This is a genomic window from Caulobacter sp. Root1455 (assembly GCF_001426905.1).
Lineage (GTDB): Bacteria > Pseudomonadota > Alphaproteobacteria > Caulobacterales > Caulobacteraceae > Caulobacter.
Genome location: NZ_LMFQ01000023.1, coordinates 1 through 14756, shown reverse-complemented (window position 1 = coordinate 14756; position 14756 = coordinate 1). Strand labels below are relative to the sequence as shown.

Genomic DNA, 14756 nt, shown 5'->3' with positions numbered 1-14756 from the left:
GGATGAGGACCTTTGACAGGCCGAGCGACAGAAAAACCTCATCCTGAGCTTGTCGAAGGACGAGGCTTTCGTCTCAGACCTTGAATGTCCTCACGCCGCCGCGTGGTCCTTCAGCACGCCCAGCGGGACCACCGCCAGCATCTCCTCGTGGCTGGCCTCCAGCACCACCGGTGGGGCGACGCCGGCGTCCAGGGCCTCCTTCCAGCGGCCGGCGCACAGGCACCAGCGATCGCCGGCGACCAGGCCCCGGAACGCGTATTCCGGGCGCGGGGTCGACAGGTCGTTGCCGGTGGCCGCCGAGAAGGCCAGGAACTCGGCGGTCATCACCGCGCACACCGTGTGCAGGCCCAGATCGTGCGGCCCGGTCTCGCAGCAGCCGTTGCGATAGAAGCCGGTCACCGGGTTCAGCGAGCAGGGCTGCAGCTCCTGGCCCAGGACGTTCTTGGCGGTGTCGTCGTAGCGCGTGGTCATGCCCCGAGCTTAACCCCGTTCCCGGGGATTGTGTCTGGCGAATCTGGACGCGGTTCTGCTGTTGTCGCGTGTGACGGCTTCCGGTGCGGCGCTTCAGATGCTTAAGAGGAAGCACAAGACCAAGAAGTCCAGCGGGAGCCTCATGTCCGACATCGCCCGGCCGCGCCGCAGCGCCCTCTACATGCCCGCCTCCAACGCCAAGGCGGTGGACAAGGCGCGCACCCTGGACGCGGACGTGATCATCCTGGACCTTGAGGACGCCGTCGCTCCGGACATGAAGGAAGCGGCCCGCGACGCCGCCGTCGCGGCGGTCAAGGCCGGGGGCTTCGGCCCGCGCGAGATCGTCATCCGCACCAACGGCCTGGACACCCCCTGGGGCGAGGCCGACCTGAAGGCCGCCGCCGAGGCCGGCCCCGACGCGGTCCTCGTGCCGAAGGTCAACGACGCCGCCGACGTCTACGCCTACCAGGCCGCGCTGCACGCCGCCCCGGCCGCCACCAGGCTGTGGACCATGATCGAGACCGGCAAGGCCGCCTTCCACCTGTGGGAGATCGCCGCGGCGTCGCGCACCACCCGCCTGACCGGCTGGGTGATGGGGGTCAACGACCTGGCCAAGGAGATGCGGGCCCGCCAGACGCCGGGCCGCGAGGCCTTCCTGCCGATCCTGTCGCTGTCGGTGGCCGCCGCCCGGGCCCACGGCCTGACCATCCTGGACGGGGTGCACAACGACATCGAGGACCTGGACGCCCTGGCGGCGGTCTGCGGCCAGGCCGTCGACTTCGGCTTCGACGGCAAGACCCTGATCCACCCCAAGCACCTGGAGATCTGCAACCGCGCCTTCTCGCCGACCGCCGACGAGATCGCCTGGAGCCAGGCGGTGATCGCCGCCTTCGCCGCCCCGGAGAACGCCGGCAAGGGCGCGCTGCGGGTCGAGGGCAAGATGGCCGAGCGGCTGCATTTGGTTCAGGCGCAGCGGCTGGTGGCGGTGGCCGCCGCCATCGCCGAACGCTCGGCCGCCTAGACCGAAAGCCCGATGCGCGCGCTCCTGATCTCCCTGCTGGCCCTCGCCGCCGCCCCCGTTCTGGCTCAGGAGGCGCCGGTCGCGACAGCGCCCGTGCAATCCGCGCCGGCCGGCCCGCCGGCCCAGGCCGCGCCCGTCGATCCGAACACCCCGCCCGTCGTGGCCGCGCCGCCGGCCCCGGACACCGCGACCTCGGCCGACCAGGCCGTCGACCCGCTGGCCGACCTGATCGCCCAGAGCGGTCCGCAGACCACCGACGAGGAGGACGCCGCGCCCCAGGCGCCGGCCCCGCCGCACAAGCCCACCATCCTGCCGATCCCCGCGCCGGATCCGGACGAGCTGCCCAACCATGCCATCGCGCCGGGAGGCTATGTGCCGACGGCCGAGGCCTACGACCTGCGGGTCAAGGGCTCGATCCTGGCCGCCCAGGGCCTGCAGGGCCCGCTGGACGGCGGCTGGTCGATCGAGGGCCCGGACGGCGCGTCACTCTATGCGCTGCAGCTGGTCGACAAGGTCGGCGGCTATGACGGGCTGGAAGGCGCCTGGCGCGACGTGCGCCGGCCCGGAACGGTGGGCTCCACCGGCCTGATCGATTTCGTCGACCGCTCCTACAACGGCTTTCTCGCCCGGTTCTCGCCGCGTCCCGGCCAGCTGGCGACCCTGGACCTGACGCCGCGCGGCGACGGGTCGTGGAGCGGCAAGCTCAACGAGAACGGCGTCGAGACCCTGGTCACCGCCCATCGCGTGGCCCAGGCCACCTTGCCGCCCGGCTATGTGCCGACCGGCCGCGGCCCGGTGATCTGGGGCGCGCCCCGCGCCGCGCCCCGCGTGGTCGCCGAGGCCCCCGCCAAAGCCCCGGCCTGCTCGACCAAGGGCAAGACCGGCAAGGCCCTGAAAGCCGCCAAGGCCAAGTGCGCGGCCGCCACCAAGAAGGGCGGCAAGGGCAAGGCGACGACGGCCAAGGGCAAGAAGGGCGCGAAGGGCAAGGCGACGGCCGCCAAGGGCTCGAAGGCCAAGGGCAAGGCGACGGCCAAGAGCTCGGCCAAAAAGAAAAAGAAGTAGGCCTCCCCCTTTCAACCGTCATCCCGGCCTTGCGCCCGGGACCCCTCCGTCCGCCGCAAGGGCAGGGGTGTGGCGCGCCAGCGCGCCATTTCGCTTCACCGTCAGCTGAACCAGGGGTCCCGGGCACAAGGCCCGGGATGACGGCGGTTATGGGTGTGGGTTCAGAGCCCCAGCGCCGCCCGCGCCGCCGCGACCGCCCGCTCCAGCGTCGCGGCCTTGTAGGCCGCGCCCGGCGAATGCCCCCAGACCGGACCCGGCCAGGCCGGATCGCCGCGCCGGCGACCGACCACGTGGACATGCAGCTGCGGCGTGACATTGCCCAGGGCGCCGACATTGAGCTTGTCGACCGGCACGCCCAGGACGTCCGCCACGGCGCGGACGGCGGCGCCGGCCAGCACCGTCTCCTCGATCAGCCGCGCGCGGTCGGCGGCGGACAGGTCCTCCAGCTCGCGAGCGCCGGCGATGCGGGGAACCAGCACGATCCACGGATAGCGGGCGTCGAGCTGCAGCCGGGCATGGCACAGCGGCAGCTCGCCCAGGTCGGCGGCGGTGGCGACGAAGGCCAGATCGAGCGAGAACTCAGCCACGTTTCGGAACCGCCGCCCAATAGTCGAAGTCGAGGATGACGCCCGGAGCATAGGCCCCGGCCCCATCCTTGTCGGGGAAGTCGGCGCAAGGCTGGTCCACCGTCGCCACCAGCCGCAGGCGCAGGGCGCCGATCCCGTGGCCGAGGTCGGCCTTGTCGAGGATCTCGGACCACGCGAACACCGTGCCGCCGGCGAAATAGGGGCTGACATGGCGGCCGCCGTTGATCGCCAGGATCAGTCCGGCGTTCTGCAGGCCGTTGAACGACAGGGCCTTGGCCGTGGAGATCACCACCCCGCCATAGACCAGCCGCCGGCCCGACGGGTCCTTGGCGCGCTCGAACTGGTTGAAATGGACCTTGGCGGTGTTCTGCCACAGGCGCGTGGCCATCTGGGCCTCGGCCTCCTCAACGACCATGCCGTCGACGTGGTCGATCTTCTCGCCGACCGCGTAGTCCTCGAAGGCGTGCGGCGCGCCGGCGTGGGCGAAGTCGTAGCGCTTGAAGTCCAGGCCCGGCGGCGGCACCAGGTCCGCGGCGGCCACGGCGGTCGCCAGCTGCGGCACGCCCTGGCCCTCGACCACCGCGCCGGGGTCGCGCTTCCTCACCATCACCCAGCGCACATAGCTGAGCACCGCCACCCCGCGCTGGTTGGTTCCGGTGGTGCGGACATAGACCACGCCGGTCTTGCCGTTGGAGTTCTCCTTCAGCCCGATCACCTCGGACTTGGCCGACAGGGTGTCGCCCGGATGCACCGGGGCCAGGAACCGCCCCTCGGCGTAGCCCAGATTGGCCACGGCGTTCAGGCTGATGTCCGGCACGGTCTTGCCGAACACGATGTGAAACGCGACCAGCGGATCGACCGGCGCGGTCTCCAGCCCGCAGTCGCGGGCGAAGACGTCGGACGAGAACAGCGAAAAGCGCGGCCCGTACAGCGCCGTATACAGCGCCACGTCGCCGGCGGTGACGGTTCGAGGGGTGGCGTGGACGATCACCTGGCCCAGGCGGAAGTCCTCGAAATAGTTCCCCGGATCGGTCTTGCTCATCCCCGTGCCTCCTTATCGTTGTTCAGGCAGTTTTGCCGCACTGCAGCGAAACGGGAAAGGGGGCTTGAGGCCGAGCCGTTGCGGGCGTAGACCCCGCCGCGACATTCATCGTCCACAGCCTTGACGGAGACCCCATGGCTCGCGCGAAGATCGCCCTCATCGGCGCCGGCATGATCGGCGGCACCCTGGCCCACATCGCCGCGCGCGAAGAGCTGGGCGACATCCTGCTGTTCGACATCGCCGAAGGCACGCCCCAGGGCAAGGCCCTGGACATCGCCGAGGCCTCGGCCGTGTTCGGCAAGGACGTCGCGCTGAAGGGCGTCAACGACTACGCCGACATCGCCGGCGCCGACGTCTGCATCGTCACCGCCGGCGTGCCGCGCAAGCCGGGCATGAGCCGCGACGACCTGCTGGGCATCAATCTGAAGGTCATGAAGGCCGTCGGCGAGGGCATCAAAGCCCACGCCCCCGACGCCTTCGTCATCTGCATCACCAACCCGCTGGACGCCATGGTCTGGGCTCTGCAGCAGTTCTCGGGCCTGCCCAAGGAAAAGGTCATCGGCATGGCCGGCGTCCTGGACTCGGCGCGCTTCGCCTACTTCCTGGCCGAAAAGACCGGCGTGTCGGTCGAGGACATCCACGCCTGGACCCTGGGCGGCCACGGCGACGACATGGTGCCGATGGTCCGTCACTCGACGGTCGGCGGCCTGCCGCTGCCGGAACTGGTCAAGCAAGGCTGGATGACCCAGGACGAGCTCGACGGCATCGTCAAGCGCACCCGCGGCGGCGGCGGCGAGATCGTCGCCCTGCTGAAGACCGGCTCGGCCTTCTACGCCCCGGCGGAATCGGCCATCGCCATGGCCACCAGCTACCTGAAGGACAAGAAGCGCGTCCTGCCCTGCGCCGCCTTCCTGACCGGCCAGTACGGCCTGAATGGTCTCTATGTCGGCGTGCCGGTCGTGATCGGCGCCGCCGGCGTCGAGAAGATCGTCGAGTTCGAAACCAACGACGAGGAAAAGGCGATGTTCGCCAAGTCCGTCGAGTCGGTGAAGGGCCTGATGGAAGCCTGCAAGGGCATCGACGGCTCGCTGAAGTAGGCGATCCTCGATCCAGAACGACAAAGGGCGGCTCCGCGAGGGGCCGCCCTTTTCTTTTGTGCGGCGGACACTTGCCCCCTACGGGTCGCTTCGCGACCGTCTTCCCCCACAGGGGGAAGAGGAGTCCGCGCTTTCGTCCTCCGCCCCCTATGGGGGCGGACAGACGGCGAAGCCGTCAGGTGGGGGCAAGGGGGTGAGCTACTGCGCCGCCGCGTCCGCCGGCTCGGCCGAGATGTCCTCCAGCGTCTTGCCCACCTGCTTGGCGCCGTAGTCCTTGGCCACGTCGCCCAGCGACAGGATGCCGGTCAGGTTTCCCGCCTCGTTGAGCACGACCAGGCGGCGGATCTGGTGGCTGGCCATCTTGGCGGTGGCGTCGGCCAGGACGTCGTCCTCGCGCACGCTCTGGACGTCGCCCTCGCTCATCGCCTCGGAGATGGGGCTGTCGAAGCTGCGGCCCTCGGCGACCACGCGCAGGACGATGTCGCGGTCGGTGACCAGGCCGACCACCTTGCCGCCCTCGACGATCGGCACGGCGCCGGTTTCGACATGGGCCATCACCTGGGCGACCTTGCGCACGGTGTCGGTGGGGGCGGCGGTGGAGACCTGGCTGGTCATCGCGTCGCTGACTTTCATGGGGAATGCTCCTGAAGGAGTGAATTGAACCCCTGAGAAACCCCGCGAGGCGAAGCCCGTTCCGTTACGGCGGCGCTTGGACGGTTCCGACCTAGCCGGCTTTCTCGCCCAACGCCTCGCGCGCGGCCGCCTCCTGGGCTGGCAGATCCAGCTTTCGCGCCAGGTCCAGGGCCTCCTGGCGGTGGCCGCGGGCCGCCTCCGCCTCGCCCACGGCCTGTTCGGCGTCGGCCAGCGACAGCAGGGAATAGGGGACGAAGACCTGGAAGCCGACCCGCCGGCGAATGGCCAGGGACTCGGCCATCAGGTCGCGCGCCCGGGCCTTGTCGCCGGCCGCGTCGCGCTCGACGGCCTGGTGGCGCAGCACGTAGGAGACCTCCAGGTCGCAATGGCCCGCCGTGGCGATCCGCAGCGCCTCGGCCAGAGGCGGACCCGAGGCGGCGGGATCGCCAGCGATCTGCGGCATCAGCCCGACGAAGAACTGGGCCTCGGCCCGCATGCAGGGGTCGGTCAGACGCCCGGCCGCCGCGCGATAGGCCGGCTGCAGGGTCATCACCTCGGACGTCTGGTCGCGGGTCAGGCGCTCGAAATAGTCCGAGGTGGTTTCGCGCAGGCCGACCAGGCCCAGCAGGGCGGGGTCCTGGATGCCCGGCGTCAGGGCCTTGACCGCCGCCGACACGGACGCCTCGTCGGGGCTGATCTTGCCCGACAGCCGCTGGGTCTGGTGGACTCGCATCTGCTGCAGCAGCAGCCGCAGGCGATCGTCGGGCGCCGGGTCGGCGGCCAGGGCGGCGCGCAACGGCGCGACGGCCGCGTCGAATTTCCCCGCGTACAGCGCCTGTTCCGAGGCCTGCAAGACGTCGGGGATCTGGGCCTCGGCGGCGGTCGCGGCCAGCATCACGGCCGTGGCGGCCAAAACGGCGGGCGCGACCAGGCGGCGGAAGGAGGTGGCGGCTCGTACCATGAAATACGTTCCCAGGCGACGAATTGGAAACCGATGTTCGCCGGATCGGGCGGTGCGGTGAAGGCTTTTTCTAGGCGCTCTGGCTCCGGACGACGGCGCGCGTTATGGCTCGCGCTCCCCGAGCCGGAGTTCCCATGACCCTCACCATCCACCAGGCCAGCGTCCCCGTCTTCGTCCAGGGCCTGAAAGGCCTGAAGGGCGTGCTGACCAAGGCCGCTGCGCATGTTGAAGCGAAGAAACTCGACCCCGAGTCCTTGCTGAAGGCCCGACTGTTCCCCGACATGTTCCCGCTGCTGCGCCAGGTGCAGATCGCCACCGACTTCGCCAAGGGCTGCTGCGCGCGCCTGGCCGGCGAGGAGGTTCCGGCCTGGGACGACGTCGAGACGACCTTCGACGAGCTGATCGCCCGCGTCGATCGCGCCGTCGCCTATGTCGAGGGCCTGGACCCCGCCAAGTTCGCGGGCGCCGAGGACCGCGACATCAGCCTGACCCGCCGCGGCGAGACCACCGTGGTCAAGGGCCTGGCCTATCTGCAGACCCAGGCCCAGCCGAACTTCTTCTTCCACCTGACCACCGCCTACGCGATCCTGCGCAAGAACGGCGTCGAGATCGGCAAGAAGGACTATCTGGGCGCGGCCTGAGGCGCGCTTCCGGCGGCGGTCAAGGCCGCCGCCGGAACGCCCACACCAGGGTCGCCAGGGCGGTGAACACCGTCGCGACCGCCGACAGAACCATCGGCAACTGACTCAACAACTCCTTGTCCATGACCGGCGCCCAACTGACCCGCCAACCAGCGGCGGGTTACGCGCCAGAATGACTCTCGGCCACGTCGAGTCCGGACGTATGTTCGTGTTTTGTTCCAGCCCATTTCGGTTGACTATAACCACCTATTCCAAGCCATGCGGGATGTGAGAACTAGGCAAACCTAGGCAGCTCAGAGCGAAATTCGCCCTGGCGGCTCATAGCCTATAAAGGTTATCCCAGGTAATGCTCTGATAACTTATTAACATCATCGTTAATTTGTACCGAATAATGCTCAATGAACCCAAGAATTGTTTCGATATGAATTTTATCAGAACCATTCACATTTTGTTCTACTGCCTGATTAAATGACTCACATGCTTCTTTCTGTGACTCCATGGTTGCACGAGCAGCTATCATGCTTGCCACGATAAAGCTGTCTTTCGTTTCCACGACCGGTGCCAGCTGCATAGTTTCGATTATCATATCTAACCTTCGTAGTACAGTCGGGCCGAAGCATTTATTTTCCTCTATATATTCCCTCCCTATATCAGAAATTGTTTTCGCCAATCTTGCTGCAAATTTCAAAACCTCGATATTGGCGGTGATTACAGCTCGCTTATTGTTTTCCTGCTCAGCTGCTTTGTCCTTGAGGCTTGCTCTATAGAGCCACGCGCCCCATCCGAGAGCGGCAACTGAGCCCACTGCTTGTACCCAAGCCGCCAAACCCGGATGACTCTCAATCCAGGCAGACGAACCTGCAATGTGAAGTAGAGCATAAGTGACCATCCCCGTGATCGTCCCTATCAGGGCAGAGGCAAACGGGCGACGGCCGCACCTAGCGATCAATATGCGGAGGAAATCGGCATTCATGAAAGCCGAGCTTCTATGCGGTTACCTCACTGCGCAAGCAGGGATCACGCGCCCAATCCGCGACTCCAAACCGCACGGCCGCCCGGTCATCGTAAACGCCCCTTAACCCTCTTGCGGCACAACATCCGGGTTACACGAGTGCAAGGTGACTTCTGATGGCGCGAGCGGCGCGGCGATCGAGCGTTGAACTGGTCTGGGACGCGGTGCGCTACGGCTGGGCCCAGCCGTGGTCGGCGCGGTTCCGGGGCGGGGTGATCTGCGTGGTCGGCGCGGGCCTGCTGCTGTCGGTCGCCACCTACAACGCCGCCGATCCCAGCCTGAACGCCGCCACCGGCCTGCCGGCCACCAACGCGCTGGGCGGGGCCGGCGCGGCCCTGGCCGACATGGTCATGCAGTCGATGGGCCTGTCCGGCTGGGTCGCCGCCGCCCTGATGCTGGTGTTCGGCATGTCGCGCGTCACCCAGCCCGATCCGGCCGCCCATCGCCGTGACCTACGGGTCCGCGCCCTGGTCGGGGGCCTGGGCCTGCTGGCCCTGGCCGGCATGCTGGCCGCCCCGCCGCGTCCCGCCGCCTGGCCGCTGGCCAAGGGCCTGGGCGGGTTCTGGGGCGACGGCCTGCTGAACCTGCTGACCGGCCTGCTCGGCTTCGCCCGCCTGCCCGGCGCCCACCTGATCGCCGCCCTGCTGCTGGCGATCGGGGCGATCGTGGCCCTGGGCTACGCGATCGGCGTGCGCCGCATCGATCCCGAGGCGATCGGCGAGATGATCCACGGCCTGATGCAGCCGCGCGAACGCGCCGCCGCCCCGGTCGCCGCGCCCCAGCCCGAACCCGCCGCCCGTCCCCGCGCCCCGCGCAAGGCAGCTCCGGTCATCGAGATCGAGCCCGAAACCCGCAAGGCCGCCAAGCCGGCCAAGGCCGCGCCGCCGCCCGTGGAAGACGACGACGCCTTCGAGCCCAGCTTCGAGCCGCGCCCCCTGGCCATCGCCCAGCCCAAGGTTCCGGGTCGCTCCAACGCCCGCGAGCAGCGCGAACAGCAGAAGGCCTTCGACTTCGAGGCCGAGGGCTTCCAGCTGCCCGAGCTGGCCATGCTGGCCAAACCCAAGCCGCGCTCGGCCGAGTTCGACGAGGAGGCCCTGCGCCAGAACGCCCGCCTGCTGGAAAGCGTGCTGGCGGAGTTCGGCGTCCGCGGCCAGATCGACCAGATCCGCCCCGGCCCCGTGGTCACCATGTACGAGCTGGTGCCGGCCGCCGGCACCAAGACCGCCCGGGTCGTGGCCCTGGCCGACGACATCGCCCGCTCGATGAGCGTGATCTCTTGCCGCGTGGCCGTGGCCCAGGGTCGCAACGCCATCGGCATCGAGATGCCCAATTCGCGCCGCGAGACGGTCTATCTGCGCGACCTGCTGTCATCGTCCGACTACGACAAGGCCACCCACATCCTGCCCATGGCCCTGGGCGAGACGATCGGCGGCGAGACCTACATCGCCGACCTGGCCAAGATGCCCCACCTGCTGATCGCCGGCACCACCGGCTCGGGCAAGTCGGTCGGCGTCAACGCCATGATCCTGTCGATCCTCTACAAGCTGCCGCCCGAGAAGTGCCGCTTCATCATGATCGACCCGAAGATGCTGGAGCTCAGCGTCTATGACGGCATCCCGCACCTGCTGGCCCCGGTCGTCACCGATCCGAAGAAGGCGGTCGTCGCCCTGAAGTGGACGGTGCGCGAGATGGAGGACCGCTATCGACGGATGTCGAAGATCGGCGTGCGCAACATCGGCGGCTTCAACGAGAAGGCCAACGAGGCCCTGGAGAAGGGCGAGCACTTCGAGCGGACCGTCCAGACCGGCTTCGACGACGCCGGCCGCCCGATCTACGAGACCGAGAAGATCCGCCCCGAGCCCATGCCCTATCTGGTCGTGGTCATCGACGAGGTCGCCGACCTGATGATGGTGGCCGGCAAGGACATCGAAGGCGCCGTCCAGCGCCTGGCCCAGATGGCCCGCGCCGCCGGCATCCACCTGATCATGGCGACGCAGCGGCCGTCGGTCGACGTGATCACCGGCACCATCAAGGCCAACTTCCCGACCCGGATCAGCTTCCAGGTCACCAGCAAGATCGACGCCCGCACCATCCTGGGCGAGCAGGGCGCCGAGCAGCTGCTGGGCCAGGGCGACATGCTGTACATGGCCGGCGGCGGCCGCATCACCCGCCTGCACGGCCCGTTCGTCAGCGACGGCGAGGTCGAGGCCGTGGCCAAGTTCCTGCGCGACCAGGGCATTCCCAACTACCTGGAGGAAGTCACCGCCGGCGGCGACGAGGAGCAGGAAGAGGCCGTCGAGGGCGCCTTCGCCGGCGAGGGCGGGGCCAACGACCTCTACGACCACGCCGTGGCGGTGGTCACCCGCGACCGCAAGGCCTCGACCAGCTACATCCAGCGCCGCCTGCAGATCGGCTACAACCGCGCCGCCTCGCTGATGGAGCGGATGGAGAAGGAAGGCGTGGTCGGCGCCGCCAACCACGCCGGCAAGCGCGAAATCCTGGCCCCGCCCCCGCCGCCGATGTAGGCGCTCGCGGGCCCGCCCTCGTCCTTCGACAGGCTCAGGATGAGGGCTATCGAGGCGCTGGCGTTCGAATTCCTCATCCTGAGCTTGTCGAAGGACGGGGAATTCGGCTCACGGCGAGGACCGGAAACCTAGACCGTTCGCCCGCGTTTCCCTTCGCTCCAACCCCCGAACCTGAACGGCGCTTCATCGCAGCGCCGGAAAATGGTCGCGCGACGGCCTTTCGCTCGTCGCATGGTCAGGGCAAAGGTTGAAGCCTAGGAGATCGCATGACCGACACGACCCGCCGTCTGATCCTCGCCGCCGGCCTGAGCCTGGCCGCCACCCTTGGGCTCGGGGCCGGCCCCGCGCTCGCCGCCCAACCCTCGGCGCCGGTGCTCTCGGCCGAGGAAAAGGCCCTGGTCGACAAGGCCACGGCCTATATCCAGACGCTGGGCTCGGCCAAGGGCCGCTTCATCCAGACCGACGCCCGAGGCGGCCAGACCCAGGGCGACTTCTACCTGCAGCGCCCCGGCAAGGCCCGCTTCGCCTATGACGGCCCGGCCGGCCTGCTGGTCGTCAGCAACGGCAACAACGTCAACCTCTTCGACCCCCGGCTGAAGACCTTCGAAAGCTATCCGCTCAGCCGCACGCCCCTGGCCCTGCTGCTGGCGCGGGAGGTGCGGCTGGACCGCGGCGTGACCATCACCGGCGTGCGCAAGCTGTCGGACGGCTTCACGATCACCGCCGTCGACGCCCGGCGCCAGACCCTGGGCCGCATCGCCCTGGACTTCAGCAGCGAGCCGAGCCTGATCGGCTGGACCGTCACCGACGTGAAGGGCGGCGAAACCCGCGTGCGCCTGGTCGACTTCGAAAAGACCTCGGGCCTGGATCCGAAGCTCTTCGTCCTAAGCGATCCGAGGCGCAGAGTCGGCAAGCCCTAGTTGCATTAAGGCCGTTTGACACGCCAAAATGCGACAATTTCACAACATGCAAGGTGTTAACGCGATTGTTCTTGACTTAGATTCCAGCCGTGGCAGATTTAACACGCATGGCGAGGAGCGCCCGACCCGCTCTTCGCAACCGTGCCGGACCTATCCCCTCCCGGCGGCGGCATGAGAGACCCGACTTTCGCCCAGGCGCTCAGCGTCTGGGCGTTTTTCGTTTTGGTCCGTCCGCAAGCCCAGACGATGAGCAATCAGCGTCCAGGGACCGTCCCCGTCCTTCGACAAGCTCAGGATGAGGGCTACTGCTGACGCCGCGCTCGAAAGCCTCATCCTGAGCTTGTCGAAGGACGAGGTTTTAGCGCTCGGAAGCCTATTGGACCTGGATGTCGATAACCTCTAGAGGAACGGCATGCGCCTCCGTATCGCCACCTGGAACGTCAATTCCGTCCGCCTGCGCGCCGAGCAGGCCGCCCGTTTCGTCGACGAGCAGGCCCCCGACGTGCTGTGCATGCAGGAGATCAAGTGCCAGGAGGGGGAGTTCCCCCGCGAGGCCTTCGAGGCCATGGGCCTGCCGCACCTGAAGATCGCCGGTCAGAAGGGCTGGCACGGCGTGGCCATCGCCTCGCGCCTGCCGTTCGAGGACGTGCCGACGCTGATGAACTGCCGCGAGGGCCATGCCCGCTGCGTCGCGGTCAAGGTGGCCGGCGTCGACATCCAGAACTTCTACATCCCGGCGGGTGGCGACACGCCCGATCGCGTCGGCAATCCGAAGTTCGACCACAAGCTCGACTTCTACGAGACCCTGACCGCCGCCCTGAAGAAGCGCGATCCCAAGGCGCCGCTGATCGTCACCGGCGACCTCAACATCGCGCCCGGCGAGAACGATGTCTGGAGTCACCGCCAGATGTTGAAGGTTGTCAGCCACACGCCGGCCGAGCTCGAAGCCTTCGACGCGATGATCAAGTCGATGGATCTCCTGGACCTGCCGCGCCTGGCCACGCCCGAGCCGGAAAAGCTGTTCAGCTGGTGGAGCTACCGCGCCGCCGACTTCCGCAAGTCCAACCGCGGCCTGCGCCTGGACCACATCCTGGCCAGCCCCGGCCTGCGCGACGCGGCGATCGTCGACGGCAAGGTCTCGTCCAAGGTCCACGACACGGTGCGGGAGTGGGAGCGGCCGAGCGACCACGCGCCGGTCACGGCCGATCTGCGGGTCTAGAAATCGTGCTGAACGGAGCCCCGTATCGGACGCTCTGCACGCACTACAGCGAGGACGGCAAACGCATGGCCGAGGTCCGGGAGTTCTCCAATGGCGAGACTTACCTGGTCGAGAGCGAATGGGTCGAGGGAACCACTTTCGTCGACCGACACGCGGGCCGCATGGTGGGTCTGTTCGCGCCGCCGGAGCACGCCGAGCGCTTCATCATCACGACCGAGTGGTTCATCGGCCGTAGGCGCTAGGTCCGCTTTTCGCCCGAAGTCGACCTTCAGAAGGTCCTCTCGGCGGCAACGGCGCGACCACCCGCCTTCCGGCTTCGCCCCAACTTCCCTTTTGGGTTCGAGTCGGCCATGCCTTGCTGACATACCGCCAAGCTTGGCTGGAGCAGGGACACGATGATCGACTTTCCCGACGACATCTTCACCGAACCGGCGGACGTGGATCCCGACACCCTGGCCAATCTGGGCCCGCTGCGGCGTCTGGCCGGCGTTTGGGAAGGGCGCAAGGGCGTCGACCTGAATCCCAAGGCCGAGGGACCCGAGCGGCGCGAGTTCCTCGAGCGCATCGAGATGCAGCCGATCGACCCCCAGGCCAACGGGCCGCAGCTGCTCTACGGCCTGCGCTATCACGTCCATATCGTCGCCTCGGACGAGGACACCACCTTCCACGACCAGGTCGGCTACTGGCTGTGGGAGCCGGCCACCGGCATCATCATGCAGACCCTGGCCATCCCGCGCGGCCAGGTGGCGCTGGCCAGCGGCCGCGCCTTGCCGGACGGCTCGGGCCTGAAGGTCCGCGCCGAGCGGGGCGGCCCGGGCTACGGCATCTGTTCGGCCGAATTCCTGGAATGGGCGTTCCGGACCGACTCCTATCAGCTCGACATCGGCTTCAACGCCGAAGGCGGCTGGTCCTACGTCTCCACCACCATGCTTCAGGTGCGCGGCCGGGCCGCGCCGTTCCGCCACGTCGACATCAACACCCTGACCAAGGTCGGCGAACCCCGGCCCAATCCCTCGGCCCGGATCGCGGCGGGCGAGGCTTTGGCGCGGGCGCATGGCTTCGTTTCTGTGGGCGGGGCGGCGTAGGGCGACCCGGAGGGGAGAGATCAGCTGGGGGACATGCACTCACGGCGGTGCATCGACCGGTTTCGCAGAGCCCTTGATGTGAGTGCGTGTCCCCAAAGTCGTCCGCTGAGCCTGGTCACTATTCAGGATCGAAGTTCGACGCCGTGGGTGACGATGGGGACACGCACTCACCCCACGCTTCGGAGGCGATTTGGCGAGGCCTTGCCGTGAGAGCATGTCCCCGGCTGGGCGACTTACGCTCGGCGCATAGCCAACAAACCCCCGCGATTTCAACGCCCTGCACTTTCTCGACCCGATTTGGTCCTCACCCTCCAAACCGCCCGTATCCTGATACCACCTCGACGCGGGAAAGGGCGCATGGCCAGCGACCGATGCGGCGGCGGGGGGCGATCGAGCGGGAAGCTCTGTCGGCGGCGCGGTTCGCGTGCGTAGGGACCTCGTCAAACCTCACGTCTCCAGGGCCGGCCGGGCATGGAACAC

At 68.2% G+C, this 14756-nt stretch carries 15 protein-coding genes; 9 read left to right on the top strand and 6 right to left on the bottom strand.

The annotated features are described in order from the left end of the window. Positions 1-90 precede the first annotated feature (90 nt). Positions 91-471 (bottom strand): DUF2237 family protein, encoded by a 381-nt coding sequence (locus tag ASD21_RS15840; protein WP_056443262.1) that lies wholly within the window; start codon positions 469-471, stop codon positions 91-93. A 142-nt stretch (positions 472-613) separates the two neighbouring features. On the opposite strand from ASD21_RS15840, the gene ASD21_RS15835 reads away from it, so the two are divergent. Together ASD21_RS15835 and ASD21_RS15830 are read left to right on the top strand one after the other, a co-directional pair. Then, positions 614-1492: an HpcH/HpaI aldolase/citrate lyase family protein gene (locus ASD21_RS15835; RefSeq protein ID WP_056443259.1), complete on the top strand. Its 879-nt coding sequence runs from the start codon at positions 614-616 to the stop codon at positions 1490-1492. A 12-nt stretch (positions 1493-1504) separates the two neighbouring features. After that, the gene (locus tag ASD21_RS15830; RefSeq protein WP_056443255.1) at positions 1505-2554 is read left to right on the top strand and encodes a hypothetical protein; all 1050 of its coding nucleotides are present in this window, start codon (positions 1505-1507) and stop codon (positions 2552-2554) included. Positions 2555-2715: 161 nt separating this feature from the next. Here ASD21_RS15830 and ASD21_RS15825 read toward each other — a convergent pair whose 3' ends face one another. Beyond that, positions 2716-3141 carry an HIT domain-containing protein gene (locus tag ASD21_RS15825; protein WP_056443252.1) on the bottom strand — a complete coding sequence of 142 codons (426 nt, stop codon included), beginning with the start codon at positions 3139-3141 and terminating at the stop codon, positions 2716-2718. Next, complete coding sequence (locus tag ASD21_RS15820; protein ID WP_056443250.1) at positions 3134-4183, bottom strand: MaoC family dehydratase; 1050 nt, start codon at positions 4181-4183, stop codon at positions 3134-3136. The genes ASD21_RS15825 and ASD21_RS15820 overlap by 8 nt, the downstream gene beginning before the upstream one ends. 134 nt (positions 4184-4317) lie before the next feature. Here ASD21_RS15820 and mdh point away from each other — a divergent pair, with 134 nt between their 5' ends. After that, complete coding sequence (mdh, locus tag ASD21_RS15815) at positions 4318-5280, top strand: malate dehydrogenase (protein ID WP_056443247.1); 963 nt, start codon at positions 4318-4320, stop codon at positions 5278-5280. A 198-nt stretch (positions 5281-5478) separates the two neighbouring features. Here mdh and ASD21_RS15810 read toward each other — a convergent pair whose 3' ends face one another. Then, positions 5479-5913, bottom strand: a complete 435-nt coding sequence (locus ASD21_RS15810; RefSeq protein WP_056443244.1) for a CBS domain-containing protein — start codon at positions 5911-5913, stop codon at positions 5479-5481. A 91-nt stretch (positions 5914-6004) separates the two neighbouring features. Next, a complete protein-coding gene (locus ASD21_RS15805) occupies positions 6005-6874 on the bottom strand; it encodes a hypothetical protein (protein ID WP_056443241.1) in 870 nt (289 codons plus the stop codon). A 134-nt stretch (positions 6875-7008) separates the two neighbouring features. Between ASD21_RS15805 and ASD21_RS15800 the strand changes: the two genes are divergently transcribed. Next, positions 7009-7515: a DUF1993 domain-containing protein gene (locus tag ASD21_RS15800; protein WP_156398403.1), complete on the top strand. Its 507-nt coding sequence runs from the start codon at positions 7009-7011 to the stop codon at positions 7513-7515. 334 nt (positions 7516-7849) lie between these two features. Here ASD21_RS15800 and ASD21_RS24020 read toward each other — a convergent pair whose 3' ends face one another. Beyond that, a complete protein-coding gene (locus ASD21_RS24020) occupies positions 7850-8488 on the bottom strand; it encodes a hypothetical protein (RefSeq protein WP_156398402.1) in 639 nt (212 codons plus the stop codon). 155 nt (positions 8489-8643) lie between these two features. On the opposite strand from ASD21_RS24020, the gene ASD21_RS15795 reads away from it, so the two are divergent. The 5 genes from ASD21_RS15795 (at position 8644) to ASD21_RS15780 (ending at position 14276) form a co-directional block, all read left to right on the top strand. Then, positions 8644-11052 (top strand): FtsK/SpoIIIE family DNA translocase, encoded by a 2409-nt coding sequence (locus ASD21_RS15795; protein WP_056443235.1) that lies wholly within the window; start codon positions 8644-8646, stop codon positions 11050-11052. A 266-nt stretch (positions 11053-11318) separates the two neighbouring features. Then, positions 11319-11972, top strand: coding sequence for an outer-membrane lipoprotein carrier protein LolA (locus ASD21_RS15790; protein ID WP_056443233.1), 654 nt, complete (start codon positions 11319-11321; stop codon positions 11970-11972). A 412-nt stretch (positions 11973-12384) separates the two neighbouring features. Then, positions 12385-13191, top strand: a complete 807-nt coding sequence (locus tag ASD21_RS15785; protein ID WP_056443230.1) for an exodeoxyribonuclease III — start codon at positions 12385-12387, stop codon at positions 13189-13191. A 5-nt stretch (positions 13192-13196) separates the two neighbouring features. After that, positions 13197-13433, top strand: a complete 237-nt coding sequence (locus ASD21_RS24015; RefSeq protein ID WP_156398401.1) for a hypothetical protein — start codon at positions 13197-13199, stop codon at positions 13431-13433. A 153-nt stretch (positions 13434-13586) separates the two neighbouring features. Continuing rightward, positions 13587-14276, top strand: coding sequence for an FABP family protein (locus tag ASD21_RS15780; protein ID WP_056443226.1), 690 nt, complete (start codon positions 13587-13589; stop codon positions 14274-14276). Positions 14277-14756: the final 480 nt, after the last annotated feature.

Excerpts from the sequence above, each read along its gene's own strand:
- ASD21_RS15840 (WP_056443262.1), bottom strand. The coding sequence starts at position 471 with ATGACCACGCGCTACGACGACACCGCCAAGAACGTCCTGGGCCAGGAG.
- ASD21_RS15835 (WP_056443259.1), top strand. The coding sequence starts at position 614 with ATGTCCGACATCGCCCGGCCGCGCCGCAGCGCCCTCTACATGCCCGCC.
- ASD21_RS15830 (WP_056443255.1), top strand. The coding sequence starts at position 1,505 with ATGCGCGCGCTCCTGATCTCCCTGCTGGCCCTCGCCGCCGCCCCCGTT.
- ASD21_RS15820 (WP_056443250.1), bottom strand. The coding sequence starts at position 4,183 with ATGAGCAAGACCGATCCGGGGAACTATTTCGAGGACTTCCGCCTGGGC.
- mdh (WP_056443247.1), top strand. The coding sequence starts at position 4,318 with ATGGCTCGCGCGAAGATCGCCCTCATCGGCGCCGGCATGATCGGCGGC.
- ASD21_RS15810 (WP_056443244.1), bottom strand. The coding sequence starts at position 5,913 with ATGAAAGTCAGCGACGCGATGACCAGCCAGGTCTCCACCGCCGCCCCC.
- ASD21_RS15805 (WP_056443241.1), bottom strand. The coding sequence starts at position 6,874 with ATGGTACGAGCCGCCACCTCCTTCCGCCGCCTGGTCGCGCCCGCCGTT.
- ASD21_RS15800 (WP_156398403.1), top strand. The coding sequence starts at position 7,009 with ATGACCCTCACCATCCACCAGGCCAGCGTCCCCGTCTTCGTCCAGGGC.
- ASD21_RS24020 (WP_156398402.1), bottom strand. The coding sequence starts at position 8,488 with ATGAATGCCGATTTCCTCCGCATATTGATCGCTAGGTGCGGCCGTCGC.
- ASD21_RS15795 (WP_056443235.1), top strand. The coding sequence starts at position 8,644 with ATGGCGCGAGCGGCGCGGCGATCGAGCGTTGAACTGGTCTGGGACGCG.
- ASD21_RS15790 (WP_056443233.1), top strand. The coding sequence starts at position 11,319 with ATGACCGACACGACCCGCCGTCTGATCCTCGCCGCCGGCCTGAGCCTG.
- ASD21_RS15785 (WP_056443230.1), top strand. The coding sequence starts at position 12,385 with ATGCGCCTCCGTATCGCCACCTGGAACGTCAATTCCGTCCGCCTGCGC.
- ASD21_RS15780 (WP_056443226.1), top strand. The coding sequence starts at position 13,587 with ATGATCGACTTTCCCGACGACATCTTCACCGAACCGGCGGACGTGGAT.